27 protein-coding genes are annotated in these 25,455 nt (G+C 70.1%); 8 read left to right on the top strand and 19 right to left on the bottom strand.

Features of this window, described 5'->3' with window-relative positions; translation table 11 throughout:
• Positions 1 to 8: 8 nt before the first annotated feature.
• Positions 9 to 710 carry an LPXTG cell wall anchor domain-containing protein gene (locus ACTWQO_RS30790; protein ID WP_443240641.1) on the top strand — a complete coding sequence of 234 codons (702 nt, stop codon included), beginning with the start codon at positions 9 to 11 and terminating at the stop codon, positions 708 to 710.
• 89 nt (positions 711 to 799) lie between these two features.
• Here ACTWQO_RS30790 and galE read toward each other — a convergent pair whose 3' ends face one another.
• Positions 800 to 1,762 carry a UDP-glucose 4-epimerase GalE gene (gene galE, locus ACTWQO_RS30785; RefSeq protein ID WP_443240640.1) on the bottom strand — a complete coding sequence of 321 codons (963 nt, stop codon included), beginning with the start codon at positions 1,760 to 1,762 and terminating at the stop codon, positions 800 to 802.
• A gap of 202 nt (positions 1,763 to 1,964) precedes the next feature.
• On the opposite strand from galE, the gene ACTWQO_RS30780 reads away from it, so the two are divergent.
• A complete protein-coding gene (locus ACTWQO_RS30780) occupies positions 1,965 to 3,032 on the top strand; it encodes a glycoside hydrolase family 26 protein (RefSeq protein WP_443240639.1) in 1,068 nt (355 codons plus the stop codon).
• A 26-nt stretch (positions 3,033 to 3,058) separates the two neighbouring features.
• On the opposite strand, the gene ACTWQO_RS30775 is transcribed toward ACTWQO_RS30780, so the two are convergent.
• The 12 genes from ACTWQO_RS30775 to ACTWQO_RS30720 all read right to left on the bottom strand — a co-directional run bounded on the left by ACTWQO_RS30775 (position 3,059) and on the right by ACTWQO_RS30720 (position 16,722).
• Positions 3,059 to 4,123 (bottom strand): glycosyltransferase, encoded by a 1,065-nt coding sequence (locus ACTWQO_RS30775; protein ID WP_443240638.1) that lies wholly within the window; start codon positions 4,121 to 4,123, stop codon positions 3,059 to 3,061.
• On the bottom strand, positions 4,113 to 4,805 hold the full coding sequence (locus ACTWQO_RS30770; protein ID WP_443240637.1) for a sugar transferase: 693 nt from the start codon (positions 4,803 to 4,805) through the stop codon (positions 4,113 to 4,115). Before ACTWQO_RS30770 ends, ACTWQO_RS30775 begins: the two co-directional genes overlap by 11 nt.
• Before the next feature lie 70 nt (positions 4,806 to 4,875).
• A complete protein-coding gene (locus ACTWQO_RS30765) occupies positions 4,876 to 5,811 on the bottom strand; it encodes an NAD-dependent epimerase/dehydratase family protein (protein WP_443240636.1) in 936 nt (311 codons plus the stop codon).
• Positions 5,804 to 7,267: a UDP-glucose dehydrogenase family protein gene (locus tag ACTWQO_RS30760; RefSeq protein WP_443240635.1), complete on the bottom strand. Its 1,464-nt coding sequence runs from the start codon at positions 7,265 to 7,267 to the stop codon at positions 5,804 to 5,806. The genes ACTWQO_RS30765 and ACTWQO_RS30760 overlap by 8 nt, the downstream gene beginning before the upstream one ends.
• A 236-nt stretch (positions 7,268 to 7,503) precedes the next feature.
• On the bottom strand, positions 7,504 to 8,646 hold the full coding sequence (locus tag ACTWQO_RS30755) for a GNAT family N-acetyltransferase (RefSeq protein WP_443240634.1): 1,143 nt from the start codon (positions 8,644 to 8,646) through the stop codon (positions 7,504 to 7,506).
• A complete protein-coding gene (locus tag ACTWQO_RS30750; protein WP_443240633.1) occupies positions 8,643 to 9,317 on the bottom strand; it encodes a lipopolysaccharide biosynthesis protein in 675 nt (224 codons plus the stop codon). Before ACTWQO_RS30750 ends, ACTWQO_RS30755 begins: the two co-directional genes overlap by 4 nt.
• A complete protein-coding gene (locus ACTWQO_RS30745) occupies positions 9,314 to 10,462 on the bottom strand; it encodes a glycosyltransferase (RefSeq protein WP_443240632.1) in 1,149 nt (382 codons plus the stop codon). Before ACTWQO_RS30745 ends, ACTWQO_RS30750 begins: the two co-directional genes overlap by 4 nt.
• Positions 10,459 to 11,241, bottom strand: coding sequence for a polysaccharide deacetylase family protein (locus tag ACTWQO_RS30740; RefSeq protein WP_443240631.1), 783 nt, complete (start codon positions 11,239 to 11,241; stop codon positions 10,459 to 10,461). Before ACTWQO_RS30740 ends, ACTWQO_RS30745 begins: the two co-directional genes overlap by 4 nt.
• Complete coding sequence (gene murJ / locus ACTWQO_RS30735; RefSeq protein ID WP_443240630.1) at positions 11,231 to 12,922, bottom strand: murein biosynthesis integral membrane protein MurJ; 1,692 nt, start codon at positions 12,920 to 12,922, stop codon at positions 11,231 to 11,233. The genes ACTWQO_RS30740 and murJ overlap by 11 nt, the downstream gene beginning before the upstream one ends.
• Complete coding sequence (locus ACTWQO_RS30730; protein WP_443240629.1) at positions 12,919 to 14,274, bottom strand: O-antigen ligase family protein; 1,356 nt, start codon at positions 14,272 to 14,274, stop codon at positions 12,919 to 12,921. Before ACTWQO_RS30730 ends, murJ begins: the two co-directional genes overlap by 4 nt.
• Before the next feature lie 112 nt (positions 14,275 to 14,386).
• Complete coding sequence (locus ACTWQO_RS30725; RefSeq protein WP_443240628.1) at positions 14,387 to 15,397, bottom strand: glycoside hydrolase family 16 protein; 1,011 nt, start codon at positions 15,395 to 15,397, stop codon at positions 14,387 to 14,389.
• A 140-nt stretch (positions 15,398 to 15,537) separates the two neighbouring features.
• On the bottom strand, positions 15,538 to 16,722 hold the full coding sequence (locus ACTWQO_RS30720; RefSeq protein ID WP_443240627.1) for a glycosyltransferase: 1,185 nt from the start codon (positions 16,720 to 16,722) through the stop codon (positions 15,538 to 15,540).
• A 225-nt stretch (positions 16,723 to 16,947) separates the two neighbouring features.
• Between ACTWQO_RS30720 and ACTWQO_RS30715 the strand changes: the two genes are divergently transcribed.
• Positions 16,948 to 17,280 carry a hypothetical protein gene (locus ACTWQO_RS30715; RefSeq protein ID WP_362938006.1) on the top strand — a complete coding sequence of 111 codons (333 nt, stop codon included), beginning with the start codon at positions 16,948 to 16,950 and terminating at the stop codon, positions 17,278 to 17,280.
• A gap of 329 nt (positions 17,281 to 17,609) precedes the next feature.
• On the opposite strand, the gene ACTWQO_RS30710 is transcribed toward ACTWQO_RS30715, so the two are convergent.
• The 4 genes from ACTWQO_RS30710 to ACTWQO_RS30695 form a co-directional block, all read right to left on the bottom strand.
• Positions 17,610 to 17,930 (bottom strand): hypothetical protein, encoded by a 321-nt coding sequence (locus ACTWQO_RS30710; RefSeq protein WP_443240626.1) that lies wholly within the window; start codon positions 17,928 to 17,930, stop codon positions 17,610 to 17,612.
• Between the two features lie 58 nt (positions 17,931 to 17,988).
• Positions 17,989 to 18,306, bottom strand: a complete 318-nt coding sequence (locus ACTWQO_RS30705; protein ID WP_443240625.1) for a hypothetical protein — start codon at positions 18,304 to 18,306, stop codon at positions 17,989 to 17,991.
• A gap of 68 nt (positions 18,307 to 18,374) precedes the next feature.
• The gene (locus tag ACTWQO_RS30700) at positions 18,375 to 18,701 is read right to left on the bottom strand and encodes a hypothetical protein (protein ID WP_443240624.1); all 327 of its coding nucleotides are present in this window, start codon (positions 18,699 to 18,701) and stop codon (positions 18,375 to 18,377) included.
• 418 nt (positions 18,702 to 19,119) lie between these two features.
• Positions 19,120 to 19,506, bottom strand: coding sequence for a hypothetical protein (locus tag ACTWQO_RS30695; protein WP_443240623.1), 387 nt, complete (start codon positions 19,504 to 19,506; stop codon positions 19,120 to 19,122).
• A 288-nt stretch (positions 19,507 to 19,794) separates the two neighbouring features.
• Here ACTWQO_RS30695 and ACTWQO_RS30690 point away from each other — a divergent pair, with 288 nt between their 5' ends.
• From ACTWQO_RS30690 to ACTWQO_RS30680, 3 genes are read left to right on the top strand one after another with little or no spacing between them, the layout of a single operon-like run.
• A complete protein-coding gene (locus ACTWQO_RS30690; protein ID WP_443240622.1) occupies positions 19,795 to 20,166 on the top strand; it encodes a tyrosinase family oxidase copper chaperone in 372 nt (123 codons plus the stop codon).
• Entirely contained in the window at positions 20,150 to 21,010 is an 861-nt protein-coding gene (locus ACTWQO_RS30685; RefSeq protein WP_443240621.1) for a tyrosinase family protein, read from the top strand. Before ACTWQO_RS30690 ends, ACTWQO_RS30685 begins: the two co-directional genes overlap by 17 nt.
• Positions 21,011 to 21,055: 45 nt before the next feature.
• Positions 21,056 to 21,652: a DUF2087 domain-containing protein gene (locus ACTWQO_RS30680; RefSeq protein ID WP_443240620.1), complete on the top strand. Its 597-nt coding sequence runs from the start codon at positions 21,056 to 21,058 to the stop codon at positions 21,650 to 21,652.
• 27 nt (positions 21,653 to 21,679) lie between these two features.
• Here ACTWQO_RS30680 and ACTWQO_RS30675 read toward each other — a convergent pair whose 3' ends face one another.
• Positions 21,680 to 22,639: a D-2-hydroxyacid dehydrogenase family protein gene (locus ACTWQO_RS30675; RefSeq protein WP_443240619.1), complete on the bottom strand. Its 960-nt coding sequence runs from the start codon at positions 22,637 to 22,639 to the stop codon at positions 21,680 to 21,682.
• A gap of 110 nt (positions 22,640 to 22,749) precedes the next feature.
• Between ACTWQO_RS30675 and ACTWQO_RS30670 the strand changes: the two genes are divergently transcribed.
• The gene (locus ACTWQO_RS30670; RefSeq protein WP_443240618.1) at positions 22,750 to 23,934 is read left to right on the top strand and encodes an acyl-CoA dehydrogenase family protein; all 1,185 of its coding nucleotides are present in this window, start codon (positions 22,750 to 22,752) and stop codon (positions 23,932 to 23,934) included.
• A 57-nt stretch (positions 23,935 to 23,991) separates the two neighbouring features.
• Here ACTWQO_RS30670 and ACTWQO_RS30665 read toward each other — a convergent pair whose 3' ends face one another.
• On the bottom strand, positions 23,992 to 24,306 hold the full coding sequence (locus tag ACTWQO_RS30665) for a DUF5133 domain-containing protein (RefSeq protein ID WP_443240617.1): 315 nt from the start codon (positions 24,304 to 24,306) through the stop codon (positions 23,992 to 23,994).
• A 347-nt stretch (positions 24,307 to 24,653) separates the two neighbouring features.
• Between ACTWQO_RS30665 and ACTWQO_RS30660 the strand changes: the two genes are divergently transcribed.
• A complete protein-coding gene (locus ACTWQO_RS30660; RefSeq protein WP_443240657.1) occupies positions 24,654 to 25,454 on the top strand; it encodes a VOC family protein in 801 nt (266 codons plus the stop codon).
• Position 25,455 lies beyond the last annotated feature (1 nt).

Genomic DNA, 25,455 nt, shown 5'->3' with positions numbered 1-25,455 from the left:
CAACGAGAGTGCGACAGACCCTCAGCAAGGGATTGATCGTGGCCGTCGCCGCCACGACAAGCGCCCTGTCCCTGTACGGCACATGGGCCTTCGCGACACCCGTCATGCGCGGGACCGCGGCCCAGTCCCCGGCCGTACTGTCCGGCAACGCGGCCCGGTGGGACACCGAGGACGGGCTGGACGGCCTGAACGGCCTGGACGACAAGCTGAACAACCTGGACGAGCGGCTGGACCAGCTGCAGGTCCCGCAGCCGTGGTTCGCAGGCGGCACCTTCGGATACGACACCGAGGACACGTCCGGACACCACGCCGAGCAGCCGTCCGCCCCTGGCAGCGAGGTCCCGTCCGGATACGGCAACGAAGCGCCGTCCGGATACGGCAGTGAGGTCCCGTCCGGTTACGGTCCTGAAGAGCCGCCCGGCTACGGCCGCGAGGAGCCGAGCGAGAAACCGACCTGCGAGTGCCACACCCACCACCCCGAGCCGACCCCCACACCCACGCCTACCCCCACCCCGACCAAGACGGTCACGCCGCCGCCCTCCCACAAGCCGACCCCCGCCCCGTCGAAAACACCGCCGGTGAAGCCGCACCATCCGCAGATGCCCGAGACCGGCGCTGAGGGCATCATCGCGGCCACGGCCGCAGGCGGAGCACTCCTGGCCGCCGGAACGGTCCTGTACCGGCGAGGCCGGTCCGGCGCCCACCGCTAGTACACCGGTTGTCCAGCGCCCCGAAGGGGCGCGGGGAACTGCGCGACCAGCCCCCACCGGCCCGCAGCAAGCGAACTACGCAACCACGCTCAGCGCGTCGTGTTCTGCGCGAACTTCCACGCATCCGCGACGATCTCCGCGAGGTCCGCCCGCGACGGGTTCCACCCGAGCCTGTCCCGGGCGGCCCCGGCGGATGCCACCAGCACCGCCGGGTCGCCGCCGCGCCGGCCCGTGACGACCTCGGGGATCGGGTGGCCGGTGACCTGGCGGACGGTCTCGATGACCTCGCGGACGGAGAAGCCGTTGCCGTTGCCGAGGTTGCAGATCAGGTGCTCGCCGGGCCGCGCGGCCTCGACGGCCAGCAGATGGGCCTCGGCCAGGTCGGCGACGTGGATGTAGTCGCGGACGCAGGTGCCGTCCGGCGTCGGGTAGTCGTCGCCGTGGATGGAGATGGCGTCCCGCTTGCCTTGGGCGACCTGGAGCGCCAGCGGGATGACGTGCGACTCGGGGTCGTGCCGCTCGCCGTACGCGCCATAGGCACCGGCGACGTTGAAGTAGCGCAGGGAGACGGCGGCCAGGCCGTGCGCGGCAGCCTCACCGGTGATCATGTGGTCGACGGCGAGCTTCGAGGCGCCGTAGGGGTTGGTCGGCCGGGTCGGCGCGGTCTCCACGATCGGGACCTGCTCGGGCTCGCCGTAGGTGGCCGCGGTGGAGGAGAAGACAAGCTTGCGCACGCCCGCCGAGCGCATCGCCTCCAACAGCGCCATGCTGCCGGCGACGTTGTTGTCCCAGTACTTCTCGGGCAGCACGACCGACTCGCCGACCAGCGCGCACGCGGCGAAGTGCAACACCGCGTCGTACGACGCGTCGAGCCACTTGGCGGCGTCCTTGATGTCGCCCTCGATGAAGGTCACGCCACTCGGGATGCCTTCGCGGAAGCCGGTCGAGAGATTGTCCAGGACGGTGACCTCGTGACCGGCCTCCAGCAGATGCTGCGCGACGACACCACCGACATAGCCCGCTCCACCGGTGACCAGACACTTCCCGCTCATGGACTCGCTCCCTTTCGTCGCCAACGACTTGTCGTCGAACAGTGCATCCAGCCAGGGCGTCCCGTGCACGCGTGCCGCGAATTCCTGGGCATTCCTCACTCTCGCGGGCTAGTGAGGGGGCGCACTTCTCATGAATCCGTAAGGTCTTGGCTATATGTGACTGAATGTCAGGAGATAGGGGGGCGGAGCATGAGGAGTGAGAATGGCCCTTAAGCGCCCCCGGGCCGTCGGCTGGTGGCTGATGTTCATCGCGGCAGGAACGGCCGCATCGATCGCATCGGTTGCCTTGTCGACCTCGGAACCGCCTGTGGCGGCACAGCACTCGCCGACAGGGAAGGTCTATCGCGCTCCCGTGTACGGCGCATACGTCCACTACGACGGCGCCACCGCGGCGGAGCGGATGAAGGAGCTCAGCAAGTGGCTGAACGGTTACGAGCTGCGTGTCGGGCGCACATATCTGCCAGGGGACTTGTGGAGCAATATCGAGGGGGCCCATGGATTCCTGGACGAGTGGGCCGAGTGGCGCAAAGCCAAGGGCGACCGGCTCTTCGTGCTCAATGTGCCGATGCAGGAGCGCAACGAGGAGGGGCTCTCGGACGCGGAGGTCAGACAGCTTCTGCGGCGCGGCGCGGCCGGCGAGTTCGACAAGCACTTCAAGGTTCTGGCGACCCGGCTGGTCGAACTGGGGGTGCCGGACACGATTCTGGTACCGGGCTGGGAGATGAACGGCATCACCTACACCCATCGCTGCGGTCCTGATCCGGTGAGCTGGAAGCTGTACTGGAGGCGGATCGTGAACGTGATGCGTTCCGTGCCGGGGCAGAAGTTCAGATTCGACTTCACTCCGAACCGGGGAATGGACGATATTCCATGGACCGCGTGCTATCCCGGGGACAATTTCGTGGACATCATCGGCATGGATTCCTACGACCATCCGGAGGGGATGTCGTTCGACGAGGAGATCTCAGAGCCTTACGGCCTACAGCACCAAGTGGATTTCGCGAAGGCCCACGGCAAGGAGATTTCGTATCCCGAGTGGGGTCTGTCCCGCAACGGCGACAACGCGACCTACGTGCTACGGATGCTTGCGTGGATGGACCAGCACAAACCGCTGTACGCCACGTTCTCGGACTACTGCCCGTACGGTCTGTGGCAGTGCTCCAAGCACCCCTATTCGGCCGCCTTGGTCCGGGTGTGGCTGGCCGCTCAAGCCGATCCGAGGCAGGGCTCGCCCATCGTCACATGGCCGACGCCCCCGCCGGATGAGTGACGGGGGCGTCGGGCCGGGGGAATGCGTCAATGGCCGTACACGGACCGCAACATCGTGCGCTGCCGCTCCGGACTGTGCTCGACGAGCAGCTCGGCCATTCTCTCCTCGGCACCCTTGCTGGGGCCGTCCTTCAGCAGGGCGACGGCCGCAGCGGCCAGTTGTGCCGGTGTGTCGACCAGGCCGGGCAGGCTCAGGGACTCGAGTGCCGGGATACGCCGGGCCACGACAGGACGCCCCAGTCCCACCGCTTCCAGGAGCGTCATCGGTGCTCCCTCCCACAACGCGGTGTGCGCGTACACGTCGGCCTGGGCGAGCAGTCGTTGCAGGTCATGGTGGTCCAGCCAGCCGGTGACCGTGACACCGGCCCGCTCCAGCCGTTCCCGGTGGTCGGGTTCCCCGTCGCCGAGCCAGAGCCAGTTGCTCGACGGCATCAGCTGCTTCCCCCGGGCCGCCGCGTCGGCGAAGAACGCGGGGTCCTTCTGCGTGCACAGTCTTCCGACCGCGGCGACGGTCGGCGATGGCAGGCCGGCGTCGCTCGTGCCCGGGCCCGACCGGGGGCGCACCACATTGGGCACGTAGACGGTTCGCTGCCGCTTTCGGAGCAGCCGGGCGAGTTCGGTCTCCCGAGGGCTGGAGCCCGCCGCGATGCCCGTACGCCGCGACAACACGCACTCGACCGCCCACACCGCCGCCGATGCGTACCAGGAGAGGTCGCTGCGCTCCATCGCGAAGCCGTGCGGGGTGTAGACGATGCGCCGCGTCGGCACGGAGGCGGCGAGGCGCACATACCCTCCGGCCATCGAGGAGTGGGCGTGGACCACGTCCGGCCGCTGCTCCCGGAACAGCCGCCCCACCTCGCGGACCCGTGCCAGGTGGCCGGGCGGCATTCGCCAGACCCCGTCGAAGGCCGTCTCCTCGTCGGCGACCTGGTAGCCCTCCCGATCACCCTTCAGCAGCAGGTGCCGCGCCTCCGGAATGGCCCGTACATAGTCGTAGACGATCGCCTGCACACCGCCCTGCCATGCCTCAGCGACGTGCAGGACCGTCGGCCGCCCATCCCTCTGCGGCGTCGCACCCGGGTCACCACGCATGGCGCGTCCTGAGGACGGCGGGCAGCGTGCGCAGAAGGATCAGCAGGTCCAGCGGCAGGCGCCAGTCCTCGATGTACTGCAGGTCGAGCTGGATCGCCTTCTCGGCCGTGATGGTCGAGCGGCCCGATACTTGCCACAGTCCCGTCAGCCCCGGTTTGACGGACACCCGCTTGGCCCGGTCCTCCGGACTCAGTCTCATGTGCTCACCGCCTGGGCAGGGGCGCGGTCCCACCAGCGACATGTCGCCGCGCAATACGTTGACCAACTGGGGGAGTTCGTCCAGCGAGGCTTTGCGCAGGAGACGGCCGACCGCCGTGATGCGGGGGTCGTGTCGTGGCTTGGCCAGGAAGGGGTCGACCCCCGTGATCCCGGCGTGGTTGTCGGCCTGCGCCAGGTCCACCGGACGCTCGGACGCGTGGCGGTGCATGGTCCGGAACTTCAGCATCGTGAACGGCCGTTCACCGAGACCGACCCGAGTCTGCCTGAACACGACGGGTCCGGAACTGCTCATGGCCACAGCGAGACCGATGACCACCATGAGGGGCAGAAAGACGATCAGCAGAACCGCGGCGAGCACGATGTCGAGCACGCGCTTGGCGCGGGAGCCGGCGCAGCGCGGACGGGGTGTGCCGATGAGTGGTGGCCGCGGCGTCGCCGCCGAGTTCTCCACCTCGTTCAGCACGGGGGCTACTCCTTCCAAGGCACTACTCCTCCCGAGACAGGAAAAGGGTGAGATTCGAAGTGGACCCGCGTCACACGGGAGCGAGTTGGTCCACGCTCGCGTGCGCGCTCGCGCTCGTGCCCGCGCGGAACTCCGCGACGTAGTCGCTCAGGGCGATCCTGGGCTCCCAACCCAGCGCCCGAGCCCTGGAGTTGTCGGCCCGGCCCCGGGTCCGTTCGCCACGGCGGGCGGGTACGAACTCGATCGGCGCGCCGAACATCCGGGCCACGTCGATCACCCGGTGCTCCTCGCCCCGGCCCAGCAGGTATCCGTCGCCGGACCCCTTGGCCGCGCAGATGAGAATGCCCTCGACGATGTCGTCGACGTGCGTGAAGTCCCTGCTCTGCGTGCCGGGTTCGACCACGGTGAGGGGGCGTCCGAGGCGGTACTGCTCCTCGAAGATCCCGATGACCGTGGCGTAGGTGCCGGTCGAGATCTGGCCCGGGCCGTAGACGTTGTAGAAGTACGTGATGACGTAGTCGAGCCCGAACCAGTCGCCGTAGTTGCGCAGGTACTCGACGTTCTTCGCCTTGGTCCAGGCGTACGGGTTGAGGTGCTCGTCGCGTCCGCCGTTGCCGAACTTGGAGCTGGAGCCCGCGTAGACCAGGCGGGCCTCGTGCTCCTGGCACAGCGACACCACTTCCTTGGTGCCCAGCAGGTTGAACTCCCAGACCCGGTCGGGCTCGTCGAAGGACTGGGGGATGCGGGAGTACTCGCCGAGGTGGTGGACCGTGCCGATGCGGCCGAGGCCGTGTGCGGCCCAGATCTTGGCGATGTCGGTGGTGCAGCCTTCCAGGTACCGGACGCGGTCGTCCTGGACGTGGTTGTCGCGGCTGCCGGTGAAGTAGTTGTCGACGGAGACGATGCGGGTGCCGGGCGCCTTGGTCAGGAGCTTGCGGATCAGATGGCTGCCGATGAAGCCGGCGCCTCCGGTGACGAGGGTGAGGCCGTCGCGGTCGTCAGACATGAGCCATCTCCTCGTAGTGGGCGGACTCCAGACGGGGCTCGCCGGCGGGCGCGTGCACGGTGCCGGTGCGGCGGCGCTGTCCGATGCCGCGGCCGATGGCCCGGTAGGTCCAGCCGGCCTGCCGCCAGGCGGCGGGGTCGAGGCAGTTCCGCCCGTCGAGCACCCGGGGGACGGAGACGACCTTGCCCAGGACGGCGGGGTCCGCGTCCCGGAACTCGGCCCACTCGGTGAGGACACAGACCAGGTCGGCGCCGGCCCCGGCGGATTCGAGGTCGTCCGCGTAGTCGAGCAGCGGCTCGGCGCGCCTGGCGTTGTCCGTGCCCATGGGGTCGTAGACACGCACCCGCGCCCCGGCCGTGCGGAGTGCCGAGGCGACGGCGAGGGCGGGCGAGTCACGGACGTCGTCGGAGTCCGGTTTGAAGGTGGCGCCGAGTACGGCGACGGTGTGGCCGGTCAGATCGGGGTGCGGGTCGGCGGGGGCGCCGCCGAGCATGGTGGCGGCGAGCTCGACGGTCCTGGCCCGGCTGCGCTGGTTGATCATGTCGACCTCGCGCAGCAGGCGCGGCGCGCTCACGGCACCGAGCTCGCCCGCCCGGTGCTGGAAGGCCCGGATGTCCTTGCCCAGACAGCCGCCGCCGAAGCCGACCCCCGCACGCAGGAAGGCCGGGCCGATCCGCGGGTCGTGGCCCAGGGCCTCGGCGAGTTCGGTGACGTCGGCGCCTGCCGTGTCGCACACCTCGGCCATCGCGTTGATGAACGAAATCTTGGTGGCGAGGAAGGAGTTGGCCGCCACCTTCACCAGCTCGGCGGTGGCGAAGTCCGTGATGAGCAGCGGCAGTTCGCGCCCTTCGTGCTCGGCGAGCCGGTAGAGGCCGTCATGGGCGGCGTGCAGCCGCGCCAGTGCGCTCTCGTCGCGTACGCCGAACACGATCCGGCTGGGACGCAGGACGTCCTCGACGGCCCGTCCCTCCTGAAGGAACTCCGGGCTCCAGGACACGTCGACCGCGATGCCTTCGGGGGCGTGTTCCCGGGCCAGCCGCTCGACGTGCTCGGCCGTACCCACGGGGACCGTCGATTTGCCGACGATGAGCGCGTCCCGGCGCAGATGGCGGGCGAGTGCGGTCACCGCGGTCTCGACGTGGCCGAGGTCGGCTCCGAGGCCGTCGGGTCTTTGGGGTGTGCCGACGCAGATGAAGTGGATGTCCGCGAAGCGGGCTGTCTCGTCGATGTCGGAACTGAAGGAGAGGCGGCCGGCCCCGAGATTGCGGCGTAGCAGCGTATCCAGTCCCGGTTCATGGAACGGCAGGACGCCGGAGGCGAGCCGCGCGGCCTTCGCGATGTCGTTGTCGTAGCCGATCACGTCGTATCCGAGATCGGCGAAACAGGCGGCGTAGGTCGCGCCGAGATATCCGGTGCCGATGAACGAGAGCCGTGGGCGTGGGGTGTCAGCGGACATCTTGAGGGATGCTCCATTTCCTGATCTCTGCTGGGATGACCGGCATTGAACTGACCGCCGCTAACTTGGTCAGGAAATTTCGGGGCGGGCGGCGAATTCATATATACACGGAAATGGAGTCTGTCCAGGTGGCCTGACGCGACGCCGACGCATATTGTCATCCAAAAGGCCGCCCGGCCCACGCCCGGACGGCCTGCCATGAAATGTTCAGCTGTTGTCAGAGATCCGATGCTCCGTCATGTTCCGTCGGCGCCACGGTGGTTCTCGTTGTCCGCGCCGCTCCGGGACCACGCCCGACTGCGCAGGATCACCTTGGCCCGGCCGCGCGCGGCGGCCTCGCCGGATGCGGCCGCCAGCAGCGGTGCGGTGCGGCGACGGGCCAGCAGGAGACGCTGGTTGACGACGGACTCGGGGTGCCAGCGGTACTTGTACGGCTCGTTGCCGCGCAGCAGGCTCAGTACCCGGTGCTCGCGGGACGCGAGGTACTCGGCCGACGCGCGCACCACCATCGTCGCCACGTCCGCCTTGCGCTCCCGAAGCGTCGGATGGACGCCGTACAGATAGACGCCCGCCAACTGGCGGGACAGCAGCGTCAGATCGACGGCCACGACCTCGTCCTCCAGCCGGTACTCCCGCACCAGCGCCTCGCCGGAGCGGGCCATGGGCACGGTCGACCGGACGAGGTGGTCGAGAAAGCGCGGCCGCAGATGCTCCGGCGTCACGCCCCGGCCCTGCCACTGCAGTTGATGCAGCTCCAGCATGCGCCGCAACGCCGCCGCCGTCTCCTCGGGGCCCACGACACGCGACTCGACGCCGAGCCTGGTGAGCTTGTTCAGCTTGTTGCGGATCCGCTGGGAGCGTGTCTTCGGCAGCCGCCCGAGCAGATCGTTCATGGGAGCGGCGGGCAGTTCCAGGCACTCGGAATCGCGCAGCCGACGGCGCGGGCCGCCCCAGATGCGGTAGATCCGCTCCATCGCGGCGCCCGGCCGCACCTCGCGGAAGTCGATCAGCGCGGTACGCGCCTCGTCGTGCAGGGCGTCCGCCAGCGCCAGGGTGCCCTGTACGACCGCCCGCTCGTCGAGGAGCACATCGCAGAAGTCGGTGATGGCGCCGCCGATCGGCACCAGCGCGGGCAGGGGGTAGTACACGCGCATGAGTGGCGCGGCGGCCACCAACGTGCCGCCCCTGCGCACCAGCACGAGCCGCAGCCGGCCCGGCCTGCCGTACGACAGCCACCACGAGTGCACCCAGGCGTAGCTCTGGAACGGCGTCGCCGCCGGAGACGCCCTGTGCAGGCGCGCCCACTCCTCGGCCAGCCCGGCGAACACGCGCTCGTCGGTGCAGATCTCCACCGACAGCGGGCTGCCGGACGCGGTCATCCGAGCTGCTCCTGCGCATCACCGGCGTGGGCCGGGGCCGGCACCGACGCGTGCGCCGAGTCGTCGTGCTCCGTGCTCTGCCGCGGCCGGACCAGCAGCGCCAGGCCGCCCAGCAGACCTCCCGCGCTGGCGCCCACGAGCGTGGTCAGGGCGGGCGACGCGGACGACGGCTGGGCGGGCTTCAAGGCGCGGGAGAAGCTCACCAGCTTGATGCCGGTGTTGCCGGCGGCGTGGCCGGCATGCTCGGTCAGCGAGCGGGTCACGGCGTTGGCCATGTCGGCGGCCTGGGTGGGGCGCGGGGAGGTCGCCGAGATCGAGACCATCGGCGCGTCGGGCGAGGTCTGGGCCCGTACGCTCCTGCGCAGTGTCCCGACCGGAACGTCGGCCCACATCTGCGCGTACCCGAGCACCGCGAGCTGCGTGGCGACGCGGCCGTACGCCTGCGCGAAGCCCAGCGTCGCCTGCGAGTCGACGTAATTCTGCTTGACCGGTACGGCCATGACATAGCTGGTGGCCGTGTACTGCGGGGTCTGCGCCGTGCCGTACAGGCCGCCGGCCGCGGCGCCGAGCAGTACGCCGGCCGGCAGCAGCCATCGCGCCGGCAGCCGCGTGGCGCGCGCGAGGGCCCGGAGGGCACGTCGTGCGGGCTGAGGGGAGGTGTCGGTCGTCATCGGGGCCTCACTTCCAGGGGTGCGTCGGACAGGACTGCCGAGTACAGATCCACCGTCTGCCGGGCGATGTTCTGGATGCTGTTGCGCTGTACGACATCCGGGATGATTCGCTCGCCGGGATGCGCCGCGTACAGCCGCAGCACCTCCCGCGCGTACTCCTCGGCACCGCACGGGACCTGCCGGGCGGTCGGTACAGAGTCGGGGGGAAGGTCCGAGACGGCCGGGGCGGATGTGTACAGCACCGGGAGCCCGGTCGCGAGGGCCTCCACCACGGCCATGCCGTAGGTCTCGGAGGTCGACGGGCCGGCCAGCACGTCCATCGCGGACATCAGGTCGGGCATACCGGGCGCGTCGTCCCCGGCGTCCGGTACGTACGGCCGCTCGCCCGTCATCACCACCCGGTCCGCGACCCCCAGTGCACGGGCGGTCCGCCACAGCGCCGCCTTCTCGGGACCGTCACCGACCAGCAGCAGCCGTACGTCGGCGGGCAGCTGCGGCAGCGCGCCCACGAGCACCTCGAAGTGCTTGCCGGGAATCAGCCGGCCGACGCCGCCGACGACATACGCGTCCTCCGGCAGCCCGTAGAAGATGCGGGCCTTCTTGCGGCGCACGTCGTCGAACCGGAACAGGGCCGGGTCGAAGCCGACCGGGATGACACGGATGCGTGACCCGGGCACCCCCCACGCCCGCAGGTCCTCGGCCCCCGTCGGCGACACGGCGATCGTGACGCGGCCGAGGCGCTCGCCGAGCAGATACAGCGCGCGCACCCCGGCGGTCAGCCGTCGGCCCTCCAACTCCGTGCCGGACAGGCTGTGTTCACTGGCCACCACCGCCCGCACCCCCGCGAGGCGCGCGGCGATCCGCCCGTAGAGGCACGCCCGGTACAGATGGGTGTGGACGATGTCGTAGCCGCCGGTCCGGATCAGCCTGACGAGACGGGGCAGGGCGCGCAGATCGCGGTTGCCGCCCATGCCGAGGTGCAGGACCGGGATCCCGTCGGCCCGCAGTCCGTCGGCCACCAGGCCGGGCCGGGTCAGCGTGGCCACGTCGCACTCCACCTCCGGCGGCAGATGGCGCAGGAGCTGACGCAACTGCTGCTCGGCGCCGCCGGCTCTGAGGGCGGTGATGATGTGCAGAACTCTCATGCGCTCGTCTCCAATGCGCGGCCCCAGACACGGGCCAGCCGTCGTTTCAGTTCCAGGTGCACCGCCGTGTCGGCCTGCCTGATGTTGATGCGGGGCAGCGCGAGATCGCCGGCGGCTTCCCGGCCGGGGGCGATGGCACAGGCATACCGGTAGCCCGCGCCGCGCACGGCGGCTCGGACGCGCGCGTCGATCGTGCCGTACGGGTAGCAGAAGCCCTCGACGTCACCGCCGGTGATCCCGGCGAGGAGGGCGCGGCTGTCGTGGAGCTCGGCGTGCAGCAGGTCGTCCGGGAGGGCGATGAGGTCGGTGTGGGTGAGGCCGTGCGAGGCGATCTCCATGCCGGCCGCCGCGATCCGGCGGACGCCGTCCGCGTCGAGCAGCGGCTTGCGCGGGCCGTACGACTCCCAGTCGTTCCCGCCGCCGAGCCGCCCGGCGACCAGGAACACGGTGGCACTGCACCGCCGGCGGCGCAGCACCGGCAGCGCGGTGGTGAGGAAGTCGGCGTACCCGTCGTCGAAGGTGAGCCCGACCAGGCCGCGTTCCTCCCCCCGGGCACGCGCCGCGAGCAGCTCGCGCATGCTCACCCCGCGCAGGCCGCGCCCGCACAGCCAGGCGAGCTGGCGGTCGAGGCGGTCGGGGGAGACGGTGATGTGGTGCGGGTCCTCCGGGCAGTCGGAGACGGAGTGGTACATGGCCACCCAGGCGCTGGGACCGCGCCGGGCACGTCCTCGGGCCGGCGGCGCGATCGCGTCGCGGGATGCGGAGCCGTCAACGACCATGGCGTGCCTTTCGGGTGAGGAAGCGTCGGACGGCGAGTGCGGCGACACGCATCAGGTGCCGGGCATCGGCCGCGTCGAGGACCCACGCCAGCAGCAGGAAGACGACGGTCACACTCACGCCCCCCGCGGCGACCGCGGCCGGCGGCGAGCTGAACGCCCCTGCGCAGAAGAACCCCGCTCCGGCTGCGCACGCGGCAGCGACAACTGCCTTGGCCAGTTCGACGACGAGGCCGCGAACACGCACGGGCACGCTGTGCGAACCCAGCCCGTGCAACAGGATCAGCCCGGTGAGGGTGATACCGGCCGCATTGCCGAGGGCGATGCCACGCGCGTCCCAGTGGCTCGCGCTCCAGGCGTCGATACCGGCGGTGGCGACCAGGCCCACGGCCATCGCCCCCGCCGGGTACCAAGTGGCGCGCCCCGCCGAGAAGTACGACCGCAGAAGCGTCCCCACCAGCGCCTGGCCGAGCAGCCCGAGCGTGTACACCCGCAGGATGCCGGCGGTCGCCGCGGTGTCCTCGGCGGTGAAAGCGCCACGCTCGAAGAGGACCTGGACGATCTGCGGCGCACAGGCCACGATCGCGGCGGCGCCCATCAAGGCGATGGAGGCCACCAGGACCAGGTCCTGCTCGATACGCTCCCGGGCCCGCCGCAGATCCCCCTGGGCGATGGCCTGTGCCACCACGGGATACGTCACGATGGCCAGCGTCAGCGCCAGCAGCATCGGGTACTGGCCGACCTTCTGGGCGTAGTTGAGGTGGGAGATGGCACCACTGGGCAGCTCGGACCCGAAGTAGCGCTCGACGAGGACCTGCGAGTGGCGGCACAGCGCGAAGACGAGAACCGCGCCGACCAGGGCGAGCGTGACCGGCCGGCCGTCCTCCTCGGCCTCCGCGGACGAGGGCTGCCGGGGCCCGCCGGAGATCCTGCGCCACAGGGCGATCCCCTGGACGGTGACCATGAGGCACCCACCGAGCGCGACGCCGAACGCGGCGGACCGTACGCCCCAGCGCCCACCGAGGGCGAACATCGTGACGATGATCGCGGAGTTGGACGCGAGAGAGATCGTCGCCGGTGCGAGGTACGAGCGGTGCGCCCGCAGCGCCGCGCTGCAGTACCCGGCCAGTCCGAAGGTCAGCACGCACGTCGCCGTCAGACGGGTGCAGTCCACGGCGAGAGACGGATCGGGCAGGCCCGGCGCGAGGACGGAGACCAGCAGCGGCGCCGCGACGATGAACACCGCCGCCATACCGGCGAAGGCGAGGCCCAGCCGTGGCAACGACGCGGCGATCAGCGCCCGCACCGGGTCGGGCGAGGTCACGCCGCGCGCCCGCTGGGCCAGCGCCACGCTGAACGCCGGGACCAGCACGATCACCATCCCGTCCTCGATCAGCAACGACCCGGCCAGCTCGGGCAGGGTCCAGGCCACCAGCAGCGCGTCGGTCTCCCCGCTCGCCCCGAAGAAGTGGGCCAGCGACTGGTCCCTGGCGAGCCCGAGCAGCGACCCGAACATGGACAGCACGGTTGTGAGCAGGGTCGCCTTCGCGAGGAAACGGCCCGAGGGGGCCGACGCGGGCGCCGTGTCCGTGGCACGGGCGGTGGCCCGGCTTCGCCCCGGGGCGTGGTCCTGCTCGGCGTCGGGAAGGCCGGCCGGGACGGAACCGGCCGGCGTGGGCCTCATCGCGGGCCCGATTCCGACGCCGTGGTCGTGGCCGGCGCCGCGCCGCCGCCCAGCGCCCACCAGGCCGCGAGTCCGAAGTCCAGGGCCACCAGGGTGGCGGAGCCTCCGCCGGTGTCGGCGTACGTGAAGTCCACGAGCTGCCACAGGAGCAGGCCGCAGCAGATGAGCGCGCAGTCCCGGTCGTGCCGTGCCGTGCGGGTACGGAGCAGTCGGCGCAGCCCGCACACCAGCAGGGCCAGCCAGCTGCCCGCCACCGTCACCACACCCACCAGGCCCTGCTCGCTCAGGACCGTCAGGTACATGTTGTGCGGGGAGAAGAAGGGCTGGCGGTAGAAGTCGTGGCCGGCGCCGTCCGTGTCGGCCGCCGACTCCAGCGCGAGCGGCGCGTGGCCGTCCCGGTACTCGGGGAAGGCCTTCAACCCCACACCGGTCACCGGCCGGTCGCTCCACATGCCCAGCGCGGCCGACCACAGTGCGTACCGGTCGAGGACCGACTGATCCGGAGCGGCGGCGACCTGCGTGATGCTGTCCAGCCGCTCCTGCAGCATCGACGTACCCACGCCGAACCCGCCGACCAGCACCACCCCGGCCGCGACCGCCGCCGCGAACACCTGCATCGCCCGCCGCACCCCGGCCAGCAGCAGCTGTGCCCCGCACGCCACGGCCGTGGCGATCCAGGCCCCCCGGCTGAAGGACAGGACGAGGGGAACGAGCAGCACCAGCGCGCACACCGTGGCTACAACCCGCTGTCGCCGCGCCGGGTTCTCGAGCGCGAGCCCCGTGGCGGCCACGATCCCGGACGCGACGACCGTCGCCATCCCCATCACTTCGGTCGGCCCGAACGTGCCCACCGCCCGCACGAATTCCCCGTCGTACGAGGCACCCGTACCGGTCAGATACTGGTGCACCCCGACCGAGCCCTGCCACACCGCGAGACCGATCACCGCCCAGGCCACCAGCCGCACATCACGGCGGTCGCGCAACAACAGCAGCACGGCGACCGGGACGAGCACGAAGACCTGGACGCTGCGAGCCAGCCCCATGAGTCCCTCACCCGCACTGGGCGTGACCGTCGCAGCGACCGCGAACCCGATCACGGGGAGCCCGAGGACCACGGCGGCCGTACGCGTCAGCGGACGCCGGGCCTGGCGCGCGGTGCGTACGACGGCCCAGAGCACCACCAGCCCGGAGGCGGCGTCGGCAGGGGTGACGCCGTCCGCAAGGGGCGGCAGTCCGATCAGCGCGATCAGTGCCACGACGGGCAGGACGGGAGCGGCCCGGCGCAGCGCCGGCAGGGGCAGCGCCCACGGTGACGCGGCTGCGAGCGTGGTGCTCACCGGCACTGTAGTCATGTGGGGTCGGTCTCCCTGCATGTGGGATTTTGAACCAGCACCTGTATTTATCTGAGAACTCGTCAACTGTGTCGGAACGGGCGCACCCGACACCTCGAATGGAGCATCGGCCTCATCGGAATACGCGCACATAGTCGGCGCTGAAGGTGATGGGGCCCTTCGTCTGCGGGACGGGGTGGTGGATGCCCGAGGAAATCGAGAGATTGACGTTCAGATAGGCGGACCACTTCGGGTCCACTCCGCGTCCGTCCTGGTAGACCAGAGCGCCGTCGACGTACCAATCGGCGGAACGGGTGCCCAGCAGCACGCCGACCCGCACCCAATTCCCTTTGGCCGGGGGCCTGATGACGTGGTAATTGGCTGCTTCCCGGACATGGTTCACCATTTCCAGCAGATCCGGGGCATCGGGATGGTATTCGAGTACGTCGATTTCGTGGCCGTCACCGATCCAGGTCCACACCGACGGCCACGCTCCGACCGCGGTGGGCAGCTTCACCCGGACCTCGATGTAGTGGCCGGGCCGCAGCCGGAACCCCTCTCGGGAACGTTCCGTCGTGATCAGCCCCGTCTCCCAGGCCCGCAGCCCGTTCTCCAGGGTCTGCCGACCGGGCCGAGCGGTGAAAACCGCCTTTCCGTCGGCGATACGCACGTTGTGGGGATTCAGCCAGTCGAGCTTGAAGTACCTCGGATTGTGGGTCCCGTACTCATAGGCCGAACTGGCGTCGCGGGTCCAGCGGCGACCCCACACGAAAGGCGAGTTGAAGTCCTCCGCCCAGACAAGCCTTTTCCCCGCGGACGGATCCACGCTCCGCCCCTTTGAGACGACCCGGAGCTTGGTCTTCCCGAGCGGATGGTGACCGGTCTCGTCGTCGTAATAGGCGTACTGGGTGTATGTGCCCGCGCGGAAGGTACGGGGCTTGGTGGTGAAGGTGAAACCGCCGGGGCAGATCCGCGCGTTCATGGCCGCACCGGGATAGTCAAGCGGCTTCTCCAGCCCGTCCCGCACGGCCACGCCCACTCTCCGGACAGTGACGCATTCGGGCGCGCGCAGCTTCACCGTAGCGGCGACTGCCTTACCGGGCTGGGCACCTGACGGAGTGAGACCGTCCTGGACGACGCTCACGCCTCCGGGAACGCTCCTCCCGAGTGGCGCCGTCGCATTGACGTGACACGCCAAGGACACCATTCCGGCCATCGTCAGCGCCGCGACACGGCTCGCCCTCTTCATAGGCCGGAGCTCCTTCATAGGTGACGGCCGCGCCGTCAGGAAGTGATGGACTCCCTGCTCTGACTGGGGACGACGCACGACGTGGTGACCATGCCGAGCAACTCGCGGTACACGTCGATCACCGCATCCGTGGCGTGCCGCAGGTCGTGGGACACGAGCACATGCGCGCGGGCCTGTGCGCCCAGCGCGGTGCGCAGCGGCTCGTCCCGCAGCAGCGCCGTCACGGCCCGGGCCAGCGCGCCGGGGTCCTCCGGCGGCACCAGGCAGGACGGCAGATGGCCGGGCGGAAGGCTCTCGCGCGCTCCGTCCACGTTCGTGACGACGACCGGCCGGGCGCACGCCATGGCCTCCAGCGGGGCGAGCCCCGTGCCTTCCCAGCGCGACGGCAGGACCACGACGTCGGCGGCCCGGTACCAGGCGGCGGTGTCGGCGGTCGCGTCGGCGAACTCCACCGACGCGGGCGCACCGGCACGCAGCCGCCCCGCGTCCGGACCGTCGCCGACCAGCACCAGCCGTGCGCCGGGCACCCGCCGCACCACCTCGGGCCAGGCCTGCAGAAGCACGTCCTGCCCCCTCTGCCGGCACAGCCGCCCCACGCACACGACGACTGGACCGGCCCCGGACCGCGCCCGCTCTCCCTCCGGCCGGAACCGGTCGGTGTCGACACCGTTGGGGATCACCCGCCACCGCGCGGTGATGCCGTACCGCTCCCCGGCCCGCCGCTCCGCCTCGCTGACACACAGCACACGCGTCGCCCACCGCGCCCCGAACCGCTCCCAGCCCAGCGCCAGTTGAGCGACGACTCCGTCCGCCCCCGCGAACGACCAGGCGTGCGGCTGAAAGACGGTCGGCATACGGCCGTGCACCGCGAGCCGGGCCGCGACCCCCGCCTTCGCACTGTGCGCGTGCACCAGGTCCGGCCGCACCTCGCGCAACAGCCGCGTCAACCGCCGTACCTCGTCCGGGAGTCGGTGTCCCGGCGAGCGGGTCGCGTCCCAGCGCAGCACCGTGCAGTCCAGCGCACGCAGCCCCTCCGTCAGCGTCCCGCCCCCCGGGCACGCCACGGTCACCCGCAGCCCCGCGGCGAGCTGCGCCGCCACCAGGTCCGTGACGGCCCGGGCGATTTCGCCCTCGACGGGCTGAGTCACATGCAGAATGTGCGGCGCATATACCACGGACGGCGTCGCACGGCACGGGACGGGACCCGGGGAAATACGCATGACCGAGGCTGCCCTTCCGAAGAAAGAGTTTCAATCGGCTTATTTTGATCATGGGATGAGCGGCATGAGCCGCTTATCCTGCGTTTCCTCGCGCAGACCACCCGATCGGCGGCGGGTGTTCTCGTATGAGTTCCCGGGACTTGTCGGCGGCGGAGTTTCCAGGAAGGTCCGCTCTCGTTAGCCCAGGAGAACCGAGACCGAGTCAAGATTTGCCAAGAAAGGCGCATGATGAAGAACCTGAAGGCTGTTGCCGTCGTGGTCGGCTCCCTCGCCCTCGCCGGCGTCACTGCGCCCGCCGTCGCGGCGGACAAGCCGGGCAACGGCCTGGTCGACAACGGGAAGACGGTCGCCCGCAATCTCCCCGCGGCCGCCAAGGCGCCGACGGGCATGGTGGGCGGCAAGGTGAAGCGCACGGCAGAGGGTGTGAAGCAGGGCGTGCAGGAGTCGGGCATGGTGAAGACCCCCGTCTTCGGCGGCGCCCTGCCCAACCCGCTCGACGGCAAGCTGCTCAACGGCCTTCCGGTCGGCAAGACGGCGGCCAAGCCGGCGACCAAGTAACCGATTCATCCCGCGCCGGGCCGACTCCGCACTTCTCGGAGTCGGCCCTTCGGCATGTATGCGGGCTGCAATGGGCCCTTGCCCGTTGGGCCAAACGGACGATTCAGGGTGACCGCGGGCGGCACAACTCCGTTGCACCTGGTGAATGGGCGCCCTTTCCTCCTTGTTGGCGTTCTCTCGTGACCGTGGGCCCTGTCTGTTTACTGACGCAGACAGGGCCCACGGGCTTGATGCGGCACTCATCCTTCGCCGTAACTCACCCTTCGTCGTAAAAGCCGAGTGCGGTCCACCGGGTTTCCGGAGGACCGCACTCGGGTGTGAAGTACTGCTCAGAACAGCAGGCCGCCGAAGTAGGGGGCCATCTGCGACTGGTTGATCGGGGCCGTGTTGCAGGCGGCGTAGTGCGAGTTCGGCGCCGCGACGCCGCCGAGGACGGCTCCGTTGGACCACGGGGCGATGCATCGACCGTCGATGAGGGCGCCGTTGACGACGGCAAGACCCTGCTGAGGCTCGTTCACGACGACCGGGGCCGATGAGAAGCCGTTGCCGCCGGTGACCGTGGTGGTGTCGCCGTCGGCCGCGGCGGTGCCGCCGGCCGCGAGGACGATGCCTGCCGCGAGGGCCGAAATGGCCGTAACCTTCTTACGCATGAGTTGCGCCTTTCCGGGCTGCGTGGGTTTACCTGCTCCGAATGGCTCGGAGCAGGGGTCAGAACAGCAGGCCGCCCTTGTGCGGGGCGTTCTGCGACTGGTCGATCGGGGCCGTGTTGCAGGCGGCGTAGTGCGAGTTCGGTGCGACAACGCCGCCGAGGACGGCTCCGTTGGACCAGGGGGCGACGCAGCGGAGGTCGACGGCGGTGCCGTTGACGACGGCGATGCCTTGCTGAGGGGCGTTCACGACGACCGGGGACGTCGAGAAGCCGTCACCACCTTTGACCTCCGTGCAGTTGCAGGCCGCGGCGGTGCCGCCGGCCGCGAGGACGATGCCTGCCGCGAGGGCGGAAATGGCCGTAACCTTGTTACGCATGAGTTGCGCCTTTCCGGGCTGCGTGGGTTTACCTGCTCTGAATTGCTCGGAGCAGGGGGGAGCAGGGGTCAGAACAGCAGGCCGCCCGCGTAGGGGGCGTTCTGCGACTGGTCGACCGGGGCCGTGTTGCAGGCGGCGTAGTGCGAGTTCGGTGGGACGACGCCGCCGAGGACGGCTCCGTTCGACCACGGGGCAATGCAGCGACCGTCGACGACCGTGCCGTTGACGACGAGAACGCCTTGCTGAGGCGCGTTCACGACGACCGGGGACGTCGAAAAGCCGCCACCGCCCTTGACGGTGGTGTTATTGCCGCCACCGTCAGCGGCGGCAATGCCGGCGCTGCCGACAACGGTGCTGAGGGCGAGGGCCGTGATGACCGCGAACTTCTTGGACAACTCGATTCCTTCCTGAATTCACGGTTGCGCACGCTTACGTACCAGGAAACCCATATAACTGTGCATAAGTCACGGTGGGAACATTCAAACGCGGGCAGATTCCATCGGATGGCGCAACGCGGGCAGCGTGGAATCCGCGCGGTGTTCCAGGAAATGCGGCGCTCGTCGGCCGTATGGGCCGACCGGTATGGATGCCGACGTGCGTCCGGCCCACCGGCAGGGTGAGGGCCGGTGGGCCGGACAGTTGGTTCGCGGGTGCCAGTGGGCTTTGGGCCCGCCGTATGCGGAGGTGGAGCTGCGGGTCCGGATCCAGTGTCTGGGCCTGCTGTCGGTCTCCGGCTGCCGAGAACCGGATCAGAGTCTCAGAATTCCAGGCCCAGCCTGCGGGATTTCGCGGGTGCGGCCGACTCGCACGCTTTCACTTGCTCAGCATGGTGCCGAGCCCCGCGGCGGTCGGCGCCTGCAGCGGGTGGACCTGCACGGAACCCTTTCCGGCCGGGTTCTTCACCGGAATCGTGGGCTTCTTGGCGGCGTCCGGGTCCATTCCGTCCAGATAAATGCCGGACATTCCGCCCGAGTTGTTCTTGTCGAACGCGCTGCCCTTTCCGATCCCGCCTTCACGGACCAACTGCGTCACGGTGTCGGCCGCCGGCACGACAGCCGGAGACACCTTGGTCGGGGACATGAGACCGAGCGGAGCCGGGGCGGTACCCGAACCTCCGGCGGCCGATGCCGCGGCGGCGGAGCCGCCCACAAGACCCGCACCGATGGCCAACGCCGCAGTGGTGAAAACTGCCTTCTTCATGATTCACCTCGCTTGAAAGTTACCTCTGATCCGACGGTTGGAGAACATAGCAGTCCATGGGCTCTGTAAAAGCGAGACGTTGCTCCATACGTATGAAAGTCGAGGGAGTGAAGAATGCAATGCGCAAGGCGCCGCAGAGGGATTGGAATGTGATCGGCGAATCAATTGATCGTATGGTTCGTCCGGTGCGGTCCGGCTGAATTACTGAAAGGAATGAGGAATTCGGTGACCGTGGGGAGGGCTGGGCGGTTGTTCGTACGGACTGCCGAACCGTATGGGGAGTGAGCGATGACGATGGGCACGCCGCGGCGGGAGGTGGCGCGGGGGCTGCTCGTCTCCGCCGTCGCCCCGTTCGTCACCGCCTCCCGGCGCCCGCGGTCCGCGGACGGGCCGGAGGGGGCCGGTACCGCCTTCGACGAGGTCTACCAGGGCCGCCGTATCCAGGGTGTCCCGGTGACCCTCGGCGCTCTCGATGTCGCATGGCACGTCACCGTGGACGGCCATCCGCTGCACCTCATGCGGCGGGCCGACGGCAGCTGGCTGAGCATGCTCGACCACTACAGCTGGTTCCGGACCCCGCTGGAGGCGACCCGCGCGGCCGTCGACGAACTCGGGCCCCTACGGCGGCTGCGGGGGGCAGGGCATGACGTACGTGCGTAAGAACGTCAGCCAGTTGACGCGGACCGAGCGGCGGCGGTTCGTCGAGGCGTTGCTGGAGCTCAAACGGAGTGGCGAGTACGACGAGTTCGTACGGCTCCATGTCGCGCACTTCGTCGGGGACGGCCACCGCGGTCTGCGCGCCGCCCATATGACGCCCTCCTTCCTGCCCTGGCACCGCCGGTTCCTGCTGGACCTGGAGAGCGCCCTGCGCCGAGTCGACTCCTCGGTGACGGTGCCGTACTGGGACTGGACCCGGGACCGTACGACCGCCTCGGTGCCTTGGACGGACGATCTGCTCGGCGGCAACGGGCGGCGCTTCGACCGGCAGGTGATGACCGGGCCGTTCGCCTATGCGGCGGGCCACTGGACCATCCGGGTGGGTATCACCGACGACGAGTTCCTCACCCGGGACCTGGGCCGCCCCCGAAGGCCGATCACCCTGCCCACCAAGGACGATCTGAACCGGGCGCTGGACGACCCCGTCTACGACGTCTCCCCGTGGGACTCGACGGTGACCAGGGGCTTCCGCAATCAGCTGGAGGGATGGGGGAGCGGCAGCAACCCATGGCGCAACCACAACCGGGTGCACCGCTGGGTCGGGGGCGCCATGCTCGGCGGCGCGTCCGTCAACGACCCCGTGTTCTGGCTGGTCCATGCCTTCGTGGACCTGCAGTGGCAGCGCTGGCAGCAACGCCACCGCAACCACCGCTATCTGCCGGACCGGCCGCCCGGTCCGGGCAGTTCCCAGTACGGCCGTATCGTCGCCCGGCACCAGCGGCTGCCGCCGTGGGATGTCACTCCGGATGAGCTTGAGGATCTGTCCCACATCTACCGGTACGCATGAGGAAAATCGCTCGGCCCCGCAGCCGACGTCCACTAGCCTCCGGGCATGGCAACCGATGCGACGGAGCAACTGGTCCGACTGTTCGCCGAGGAGAGCCGGGTGCGCGCCTTCGCCGCCGTGGCGCTGGGCGCCGGGAGCGCCGAGCAGGTCGCCCGGGCGGCGGGTCTGTCCCCGAAGGAGACGGCCGTGGCGCTGCGGCGGCTGCGGGAGCAGGGCGTCGTGACGGCGGGGGACGACGGTGAACTGGGCGTTGCCTACGACCTGTTCAAGGGGTACGCGCGAGCGGCGGCGCAGCGGGTGAACGACTCCGGGGCCGCTGAGCGCCCCGCCTCCGGCAGCGATCGGGCCGACATCGTCCTGCGGACCTTCGTCCGGGACGGGCGGCTGGTCCGGCTTCCCGCGCAGTGGACCCGTAAGAAGCTGGTGCTGCGGCACATCGCCGAGCAGACCTTCGAGCCGGGCGTCGAGTACCCGGAGCGGGCCGTCAACGACAAGCTGCGCGCCTGGTGCCAGGACAGCGACGACATCGACCATGTGACGCTCCGGCGCCATCTGGTGGACCTGCACCATCTGCACCGGAGCGAGGGCATCTACCGGCGGCCGGTCGACACCGCGCAGGACGAGGCCGCCGACATCGCCTGACACGCCGGCATCGCTCGACTGCCGACTTCAGGGCAGTTGTCGTACCGGAGAACCCGCCAGGAAGGCCTGGATGTCCTCCACCGCATGGCCGTAGTACGTCGCGTAGTTCGCCTGCGAGACATAGCCCAGGTGCGGTGTGGCGAGGAGGCGCGGGGCGGTGCGCATCGGGTGGTCGGCGGGGAGGGGCTCGATGTCGAAGACGTCGATGCCGGCGCCGGCGATCCGTCCTTCGTGCAGGGCGGTGAGCAGGGCGTCCTGGTCGACGATCGCCGCGCGTGAGGTGTTGATCAGGTACGCCGTCGGCTTGAGCAGGGCGAGTTCGGTGGGGCCGAGGAGGCCGCGGGTGCGGTCGCTCAGGGCGAGGTGGATCGAGACGAAGTCGCTCTCGGCGAGCAACTCCTCCTTGGAGGCGGCCAGTTGTACGCCGCACTCGTCCGCGCGTTCCTTGGTGAGGTTCTGGCTCCAGGCACCGACCTGCATGCCGAAGGCGAGAGCGACCTGCGCCACGCGGCTGCCGATCTTCCCGAGGCCGAGCAGCCCGAGGCGGCGGCCGTGCAGATCGGCACCGACGGTGGACTGCCACGGGCCGCCCGAGCGCAGGGAGTTGGCCTCCTCCACGATGCCGCGGGCGAGGCCCAGCAGCAGCGCCCAGGTCAGTTCGACGGGCGGGGTGGAGGAGCTGCCGGTGCCGCACACGGTGACGCCGTGCGCCTCGGCGGCGGCGTAGTCGATGACCGTGTTGCGCATGCCGGAGGCGATCAGCAGCCTCAGCCGGGGGAGCCGGGCGAACAGCGAGGCGGGGAAGGGGACGCGTTCCCGGAGGGTGACCACGATGTCGAACCCGGCGAGAGCCTCGGCGAGGGCGTCCTCGTCGGGGAAGTGGGTGGAGAAGGGGACGACCTCTACATCGTCCGCCAGCGGCGACCAGTCGGCGACCTCCGTCGCCACCCGCTGAAAGTCGTCGAGTACAGCACAGCGCAGCCGCACGGCGGCTCCCTTCCGTGGCCGGGGCCCAGCGTCTGATGCACCCTACGTGACCTGGCCTACGAGCTGACCGGGTCCTCTGACGCCGGTCTCACTTCTGGGAGCAACGCAGCATGAGCACTCTCGACATCCTGTCCGAGGACGAGCAGTTCATCGTCCGCACCGTGCGCGACTTCGTCGACAAGGAGGTCAGGCCGGTCGTCCGGGAGCTGGAGCACGCCAACACCTACCCCGAAGCTCTCATCGAGCAGATGAAGCGGCTCGGCATCTTCGGCCTGGCCGTTCCGGAGGAGTACGGCGGCACACCGGTCTCCATCCCTTGCTATGTGCTGATCACCGAGGAGCTGGCCCGCGGCTGGATGAGCCTGGCCGGAGCGATGGGCGGGCACACCGTGGTCGCGAAGCTGCTGCTGCGCTTCGGGACCGACGAGCAGAAGCGGCGGTACCTGCCGGGGATGGCCGGCGGCGAGATCCGCGCGACCATGGCGCTGACCGAGCCGGGCGGCGGCTCGGATCTGCAGGCGATGCGGACGGTCGCCCGCGAGGCCGCCGGCGGCTATGTGATCAACGGGGCCAAGACCTGGATCACCAACTCCCGCCGCTCGCAGCTGATCGCCCTGCTGTGCAAGACCGACCCGGAGGCGAGCCCCGCGCACCAGGGCATCTCGATCCTGCTCGTCGAGCACGGCCCTGGTCTGACCGTCTCCCGCGACCTGCCCAAGCTCGGCTACAAGGGTGTGGAGAGCTGCGAGCTGTCCTTCGAGGACTACCGGGCTCCGGCCGACGCCGTGCTGGGCGGCGTGGCGGGCCGGGGTTTCGCGCAGATGATGAAGGGCCTGGAGACCGGGCGGCTGCAGGTCGCCGCCCGCGCCCTCGGCGTCGGCCGGGCGGCATTCGAGGACGCGCTCGCCTACGCACAGCAGCGGGAGTCGTTCGGCAAGCCGATCTGGCGGCACCAGTCGATCGGCAACTATCTGGCGGACATGGCGACTTCGCTGACGGCCGCGCGGCAACTGACCCTGTATGCGGCCCGGGAGGCGGAGGCCGGGCGCCGGGTGGACATGGAAGCGGGCATGGCGAAGCTGTTCGCCTCCGAGACCGCCATGCAGATCGCCCTCAACGCCGTCCGTATCCACGGCGGTTACGGCTACTCGACCGAGTTCGACGTGGAGCGCTACTTCCGCGACGCCCCACTGATGATCGTCGGCGAGGGCACGAACGAGATCCAGCGCAATGTCATCGCGAGCCAGCTGGTCAAGCGGGGCGGGCTCGACGGGATCGACGGGATCGACGGGTGAGCATCGCCGGCTGACCGAGTCATGACCACCGTAGAGCCACCGCGGTACGCGAAGACCTCAGTCTGCGACGGCGTCGCGGCCTTTGCGCGTCCCTGACACCGCGGAAGGCAGCACTCGGTGTACGGCCTGTCGGACGCCTGTCTTCTCGCGGACCGAGCCGTCGGCCGCGGGCTCGGCTCGGGCGAGGAAGCGCTCGGCCTTTGCCGCGGCGTCGGCTGCGTTGCGTTGTCCCATGAGGACGCAGAGTGTGTAGGCGGCGTCGTCGAGCCGGCGGTAGCTGTGTGGACTCGCCGGATCGCGCAGCAGACCGGTCCATGCGGACCGGTAGGCGTGCAGTGCCGCGGCGACGGTCCTGACGTGGGGCATCAGCATCTTCGTCTCCACACCTCCCTGTGCCGGCCGACGGCTCGTCGCACGGCGAAGCCGCGCCCAGAACGGGCCTGCCGTGCGACGACGTCGCGGCACGCACCGGGTCGGGGTCAGGACTCGGTGATCTCGATGTGCCGCGGCTCCCCGGTGATGTTCAGCTCGCGCTCGCCCATCTCGATGGGCCGGTGTCGTACAGGCAGCGTCATCGCGGTTCACCTCCGCGAGAGTGGGTCCAAGGAGCCACCTTCCATGGTGCGCGCTCCCGCCGCGCCGGGCGACTGGGCCGGGATGGTCGCACACTGAGGTTGGGAGCAGTGATTGCCGGCATACGAGACCAGGGCGCGATGGCCATGAATCACGACGCGGCGGACGTCGTCCTCACCCGTTCCGTGTTCGGCGCGCCGTGCTGGGTGAGCCTGACCAGCCGTGACCTCAAGGCCACGCAGGACTTCTACGGGGCCGTACTGGGCTGGCAGTGGCGCCGCGCGAGGCTGGGCGACCGTTTCCGGACCGCGCTGGCGGACGGGGTGCCCGTCGCGGGGATCGCCGGGGTGGCCGGCGTGTGGCAGATGGCCACGGCCTGGACGCCGTACTTCGCCGTGGCGGACGCGAACGAGACCACGGCCCGCGTACGGGAGCGCGGCGGGACCGTGGCCGTGGGGCCGCTCTCCTTCCCTCCCGGACGAGCGGCGCTGGTCGCCGACCGTGACGGGGCCGGCTTCGGGATATGGCAGGGGAAACTCGTCACCGAGTGGGAGGCGTGGCGGCAGGCGGCATCCACGTTCATCGTCCTGCACACCCGGGACGCCTTCGACGCGGCCATCTTCTACGGCGAGATCCTCGACTGGGCCTCGGGCCTGCCCGGTTGCTGCGAGGTCGAGTACGCGCACGGCGGCGTACTGCTGCGCAGCCGGGGCGAGATCGTCGCCCGCATCGAGTCGGGCTCGGTGGAGACGCCACCTGACCCTTCCGTCCGGTCGCACTGGCAGGTGCACTTCGCCGTGGACGATGCGGGTCCGTGTGCCCGGGCCGCGGAGAAGCATGGTGGCAGCGTCCTGGAGGAGGGCGAGCAGGAGGCCGTGCTGCGTGACCCCGACGGCGCCCGGTTCACGGTCACCTCACGCCGGGAACGCCATGGCCGGCACGCATGAA

The organism is Streptomyces sp. 4N124 (genome assembly GCF_052245395.1).
Taxonomy (GTDB): Bacteria; Actinomycetota; Actinomycetes; order Streptomycetales; family Streptomycetaceae; genus Streptomyces.
Note: the sequence above shows the minus strand (reverse complement) of the source record. Positions and strands in the feature narration are given on the sequence as shown.

Excerpts from the sequence above, each read along its gene's own strand:
- ACTWQO_RS30685 (WP_443240621.1), top strand. The coding sequence starts at position 20,150 with ATGACGTACGTGCGTAAGAACGTCAGCCAGTTGACGCGGACCGAGCGG.
- ACTWQO_RS30705 (WP_443240625.1), bottom strand. The coding sequence starts at position 18,306 with ATGCGTAACAAGGTTACGGCCATTTCCGCCCTCGCGGCAGGCATCGTC.
- murJ (WP_443240630.1), bottom strand. The coding sequence starts at position 12,922 with ATGAGGCCCACGCCGGCCGGTTCCGTCCCGGCCGGCCTTCCCGACGCC.
- ACTWQO_RS30760 (WP_443240635.1), bottom strand. The coding sequence starts at position 7,267 with ATGTCCGCTGACACCCCACGCCCACGGCTCTCGTTCATCGGCACCGGA.
- ACTWQO_RS30690 (WP_443240622.1), top strand. The coding sequence starts at position 19,795 with ATGACGATGGGCACGCCGCGGCGGGAGGTGGCGCGGGGGCTGCTCGTC.
- ACTWQO_RS30715 (WP_362938006.1), top strand. The coding sequence starts at position 16,948 with ATGATGAAGAACCTGAAGGCTGTTGCCGTCGTGGTCGGCTCCCTCGCC.
- ACTWQO_RS30775 (WP_443240638.1), bottom strand. The coding sequence starts at position 4,123 with ATGCGTGGTGACCCGGGTGCGACGCCGCAGAGGGATGGGCGGCCGACG.
- ACTWQO_RS30670 (WP_443240618.1), top strand. The coding sequence starts at position 22,750 with ATGAGCACTCTCGACATCCTGTCCGAGGACGAGCAGTTCATCGTCCGC.
- ACTWQO_RS30750 (WP_443240633.1), bottom strand. The coding sequence starts at position 9,317 with ATGACGACCGACACCTCCCCTCAGCCCGCACGACGTGCCCTCCGGGCC.
- ACTWQO_RS30665 (WP_443240617.1), bottom strand. The coding sequence starts at position 24,306 with ATGCTGATGCCCCACGTCAGGACCGTCGCCGCGGCACTGCACGCCTAC.
- ACTWQO_RS30765 (WP_443240636.1), bottom strand. The coding sequence starts at position 5,811 with ATGTCTGACGACCGCGACGGCCTCACCCTCGTCACCGGAGGCGCCGGC.
- ACTWQO_RS30680 (WP_443240620.1), top strand. The coding sequence starts at position 21,056 with ATGGCAACCGATGCGACGGAGCAACTGGTCCGACTGTTCGCCGAGGAG.
- ACTWQO_RS30745 (WP_443240632.1), bottom strand. The coding sequence starts at position 10,462 with ATGAGAGTTCTGCACATCATCACCGCCCTCAGAGCCGGCGGCGCCGAG.
- ACTWQO_RS30695 (WP_443240623.1), bottom strand. The coding sequence starts at position 19,506 with ATGAAGAAGGCAGTTTTCACCACTGCGGCGTTGGCCATCGGTGCGGGT.
- ACTWQO_RS30710 (WP_443240626.1), bottom strand. The coding sequence starts at position 17,930 with ATGCGTAAGAAGGTTACGGCCATTTCGGCCCTCGCGGCAGGCATCGTC.
- ACTWQO_RS30740 (WP_443240631.1), bottom strand. The coding sequence starts at position 11,241 with ATGGTCGTTGACGGCTCCGCATCCCGCGACGCGATCGCGCCGCCGGCC.
- ACTWQO_RS30660 (WP_443240657.1), top strand. The coding sequence starts at position 24,654 with ATGAATCACGACGCGGCGGACGTCGTCCTCACCCGTTCCGTGTTCGGC.
- galE (WP_443240640.1), bottom strand. The coding sequence starts at position 1,762 with ATGAGCGGGAAGTGTCTGGTCACCGGTGGAGCGGGCTATGTCGGTGGT.
- ACTWQO_RS30780 (WP_443240639.1), top strand. The coding sequence starts at position 1,965 with ATGGCCCTTAAGCGCCCCCGGGCCGTCGGCTGGTGGCTGATGTTCATC.
- ACTWQO_RS30755 (WP_443240634.1), bottom strand. The coding sequence starts at position 8,646 with ATGACCGCGTCCGGCAGCCCGCTGTCGGTGGAGATCTGCACCGACGAG.
- ACTWQO_RS30720 (WP_443240627.1), bottom strand. The coding sequence starts at position 16,722 with ATGCGTATTTCCCCGGGTCCCGTCCCGTGCCGTGCGACGCCGTCCGTG.
- ACTWQO_RS30730 (WP_443240629.1), bottom strand. The coding sequence starts at position 14,274 with ATGACTACAGTGCCGGTGAGCACCACGCTCGCAGCCGCGTCACCGTGG.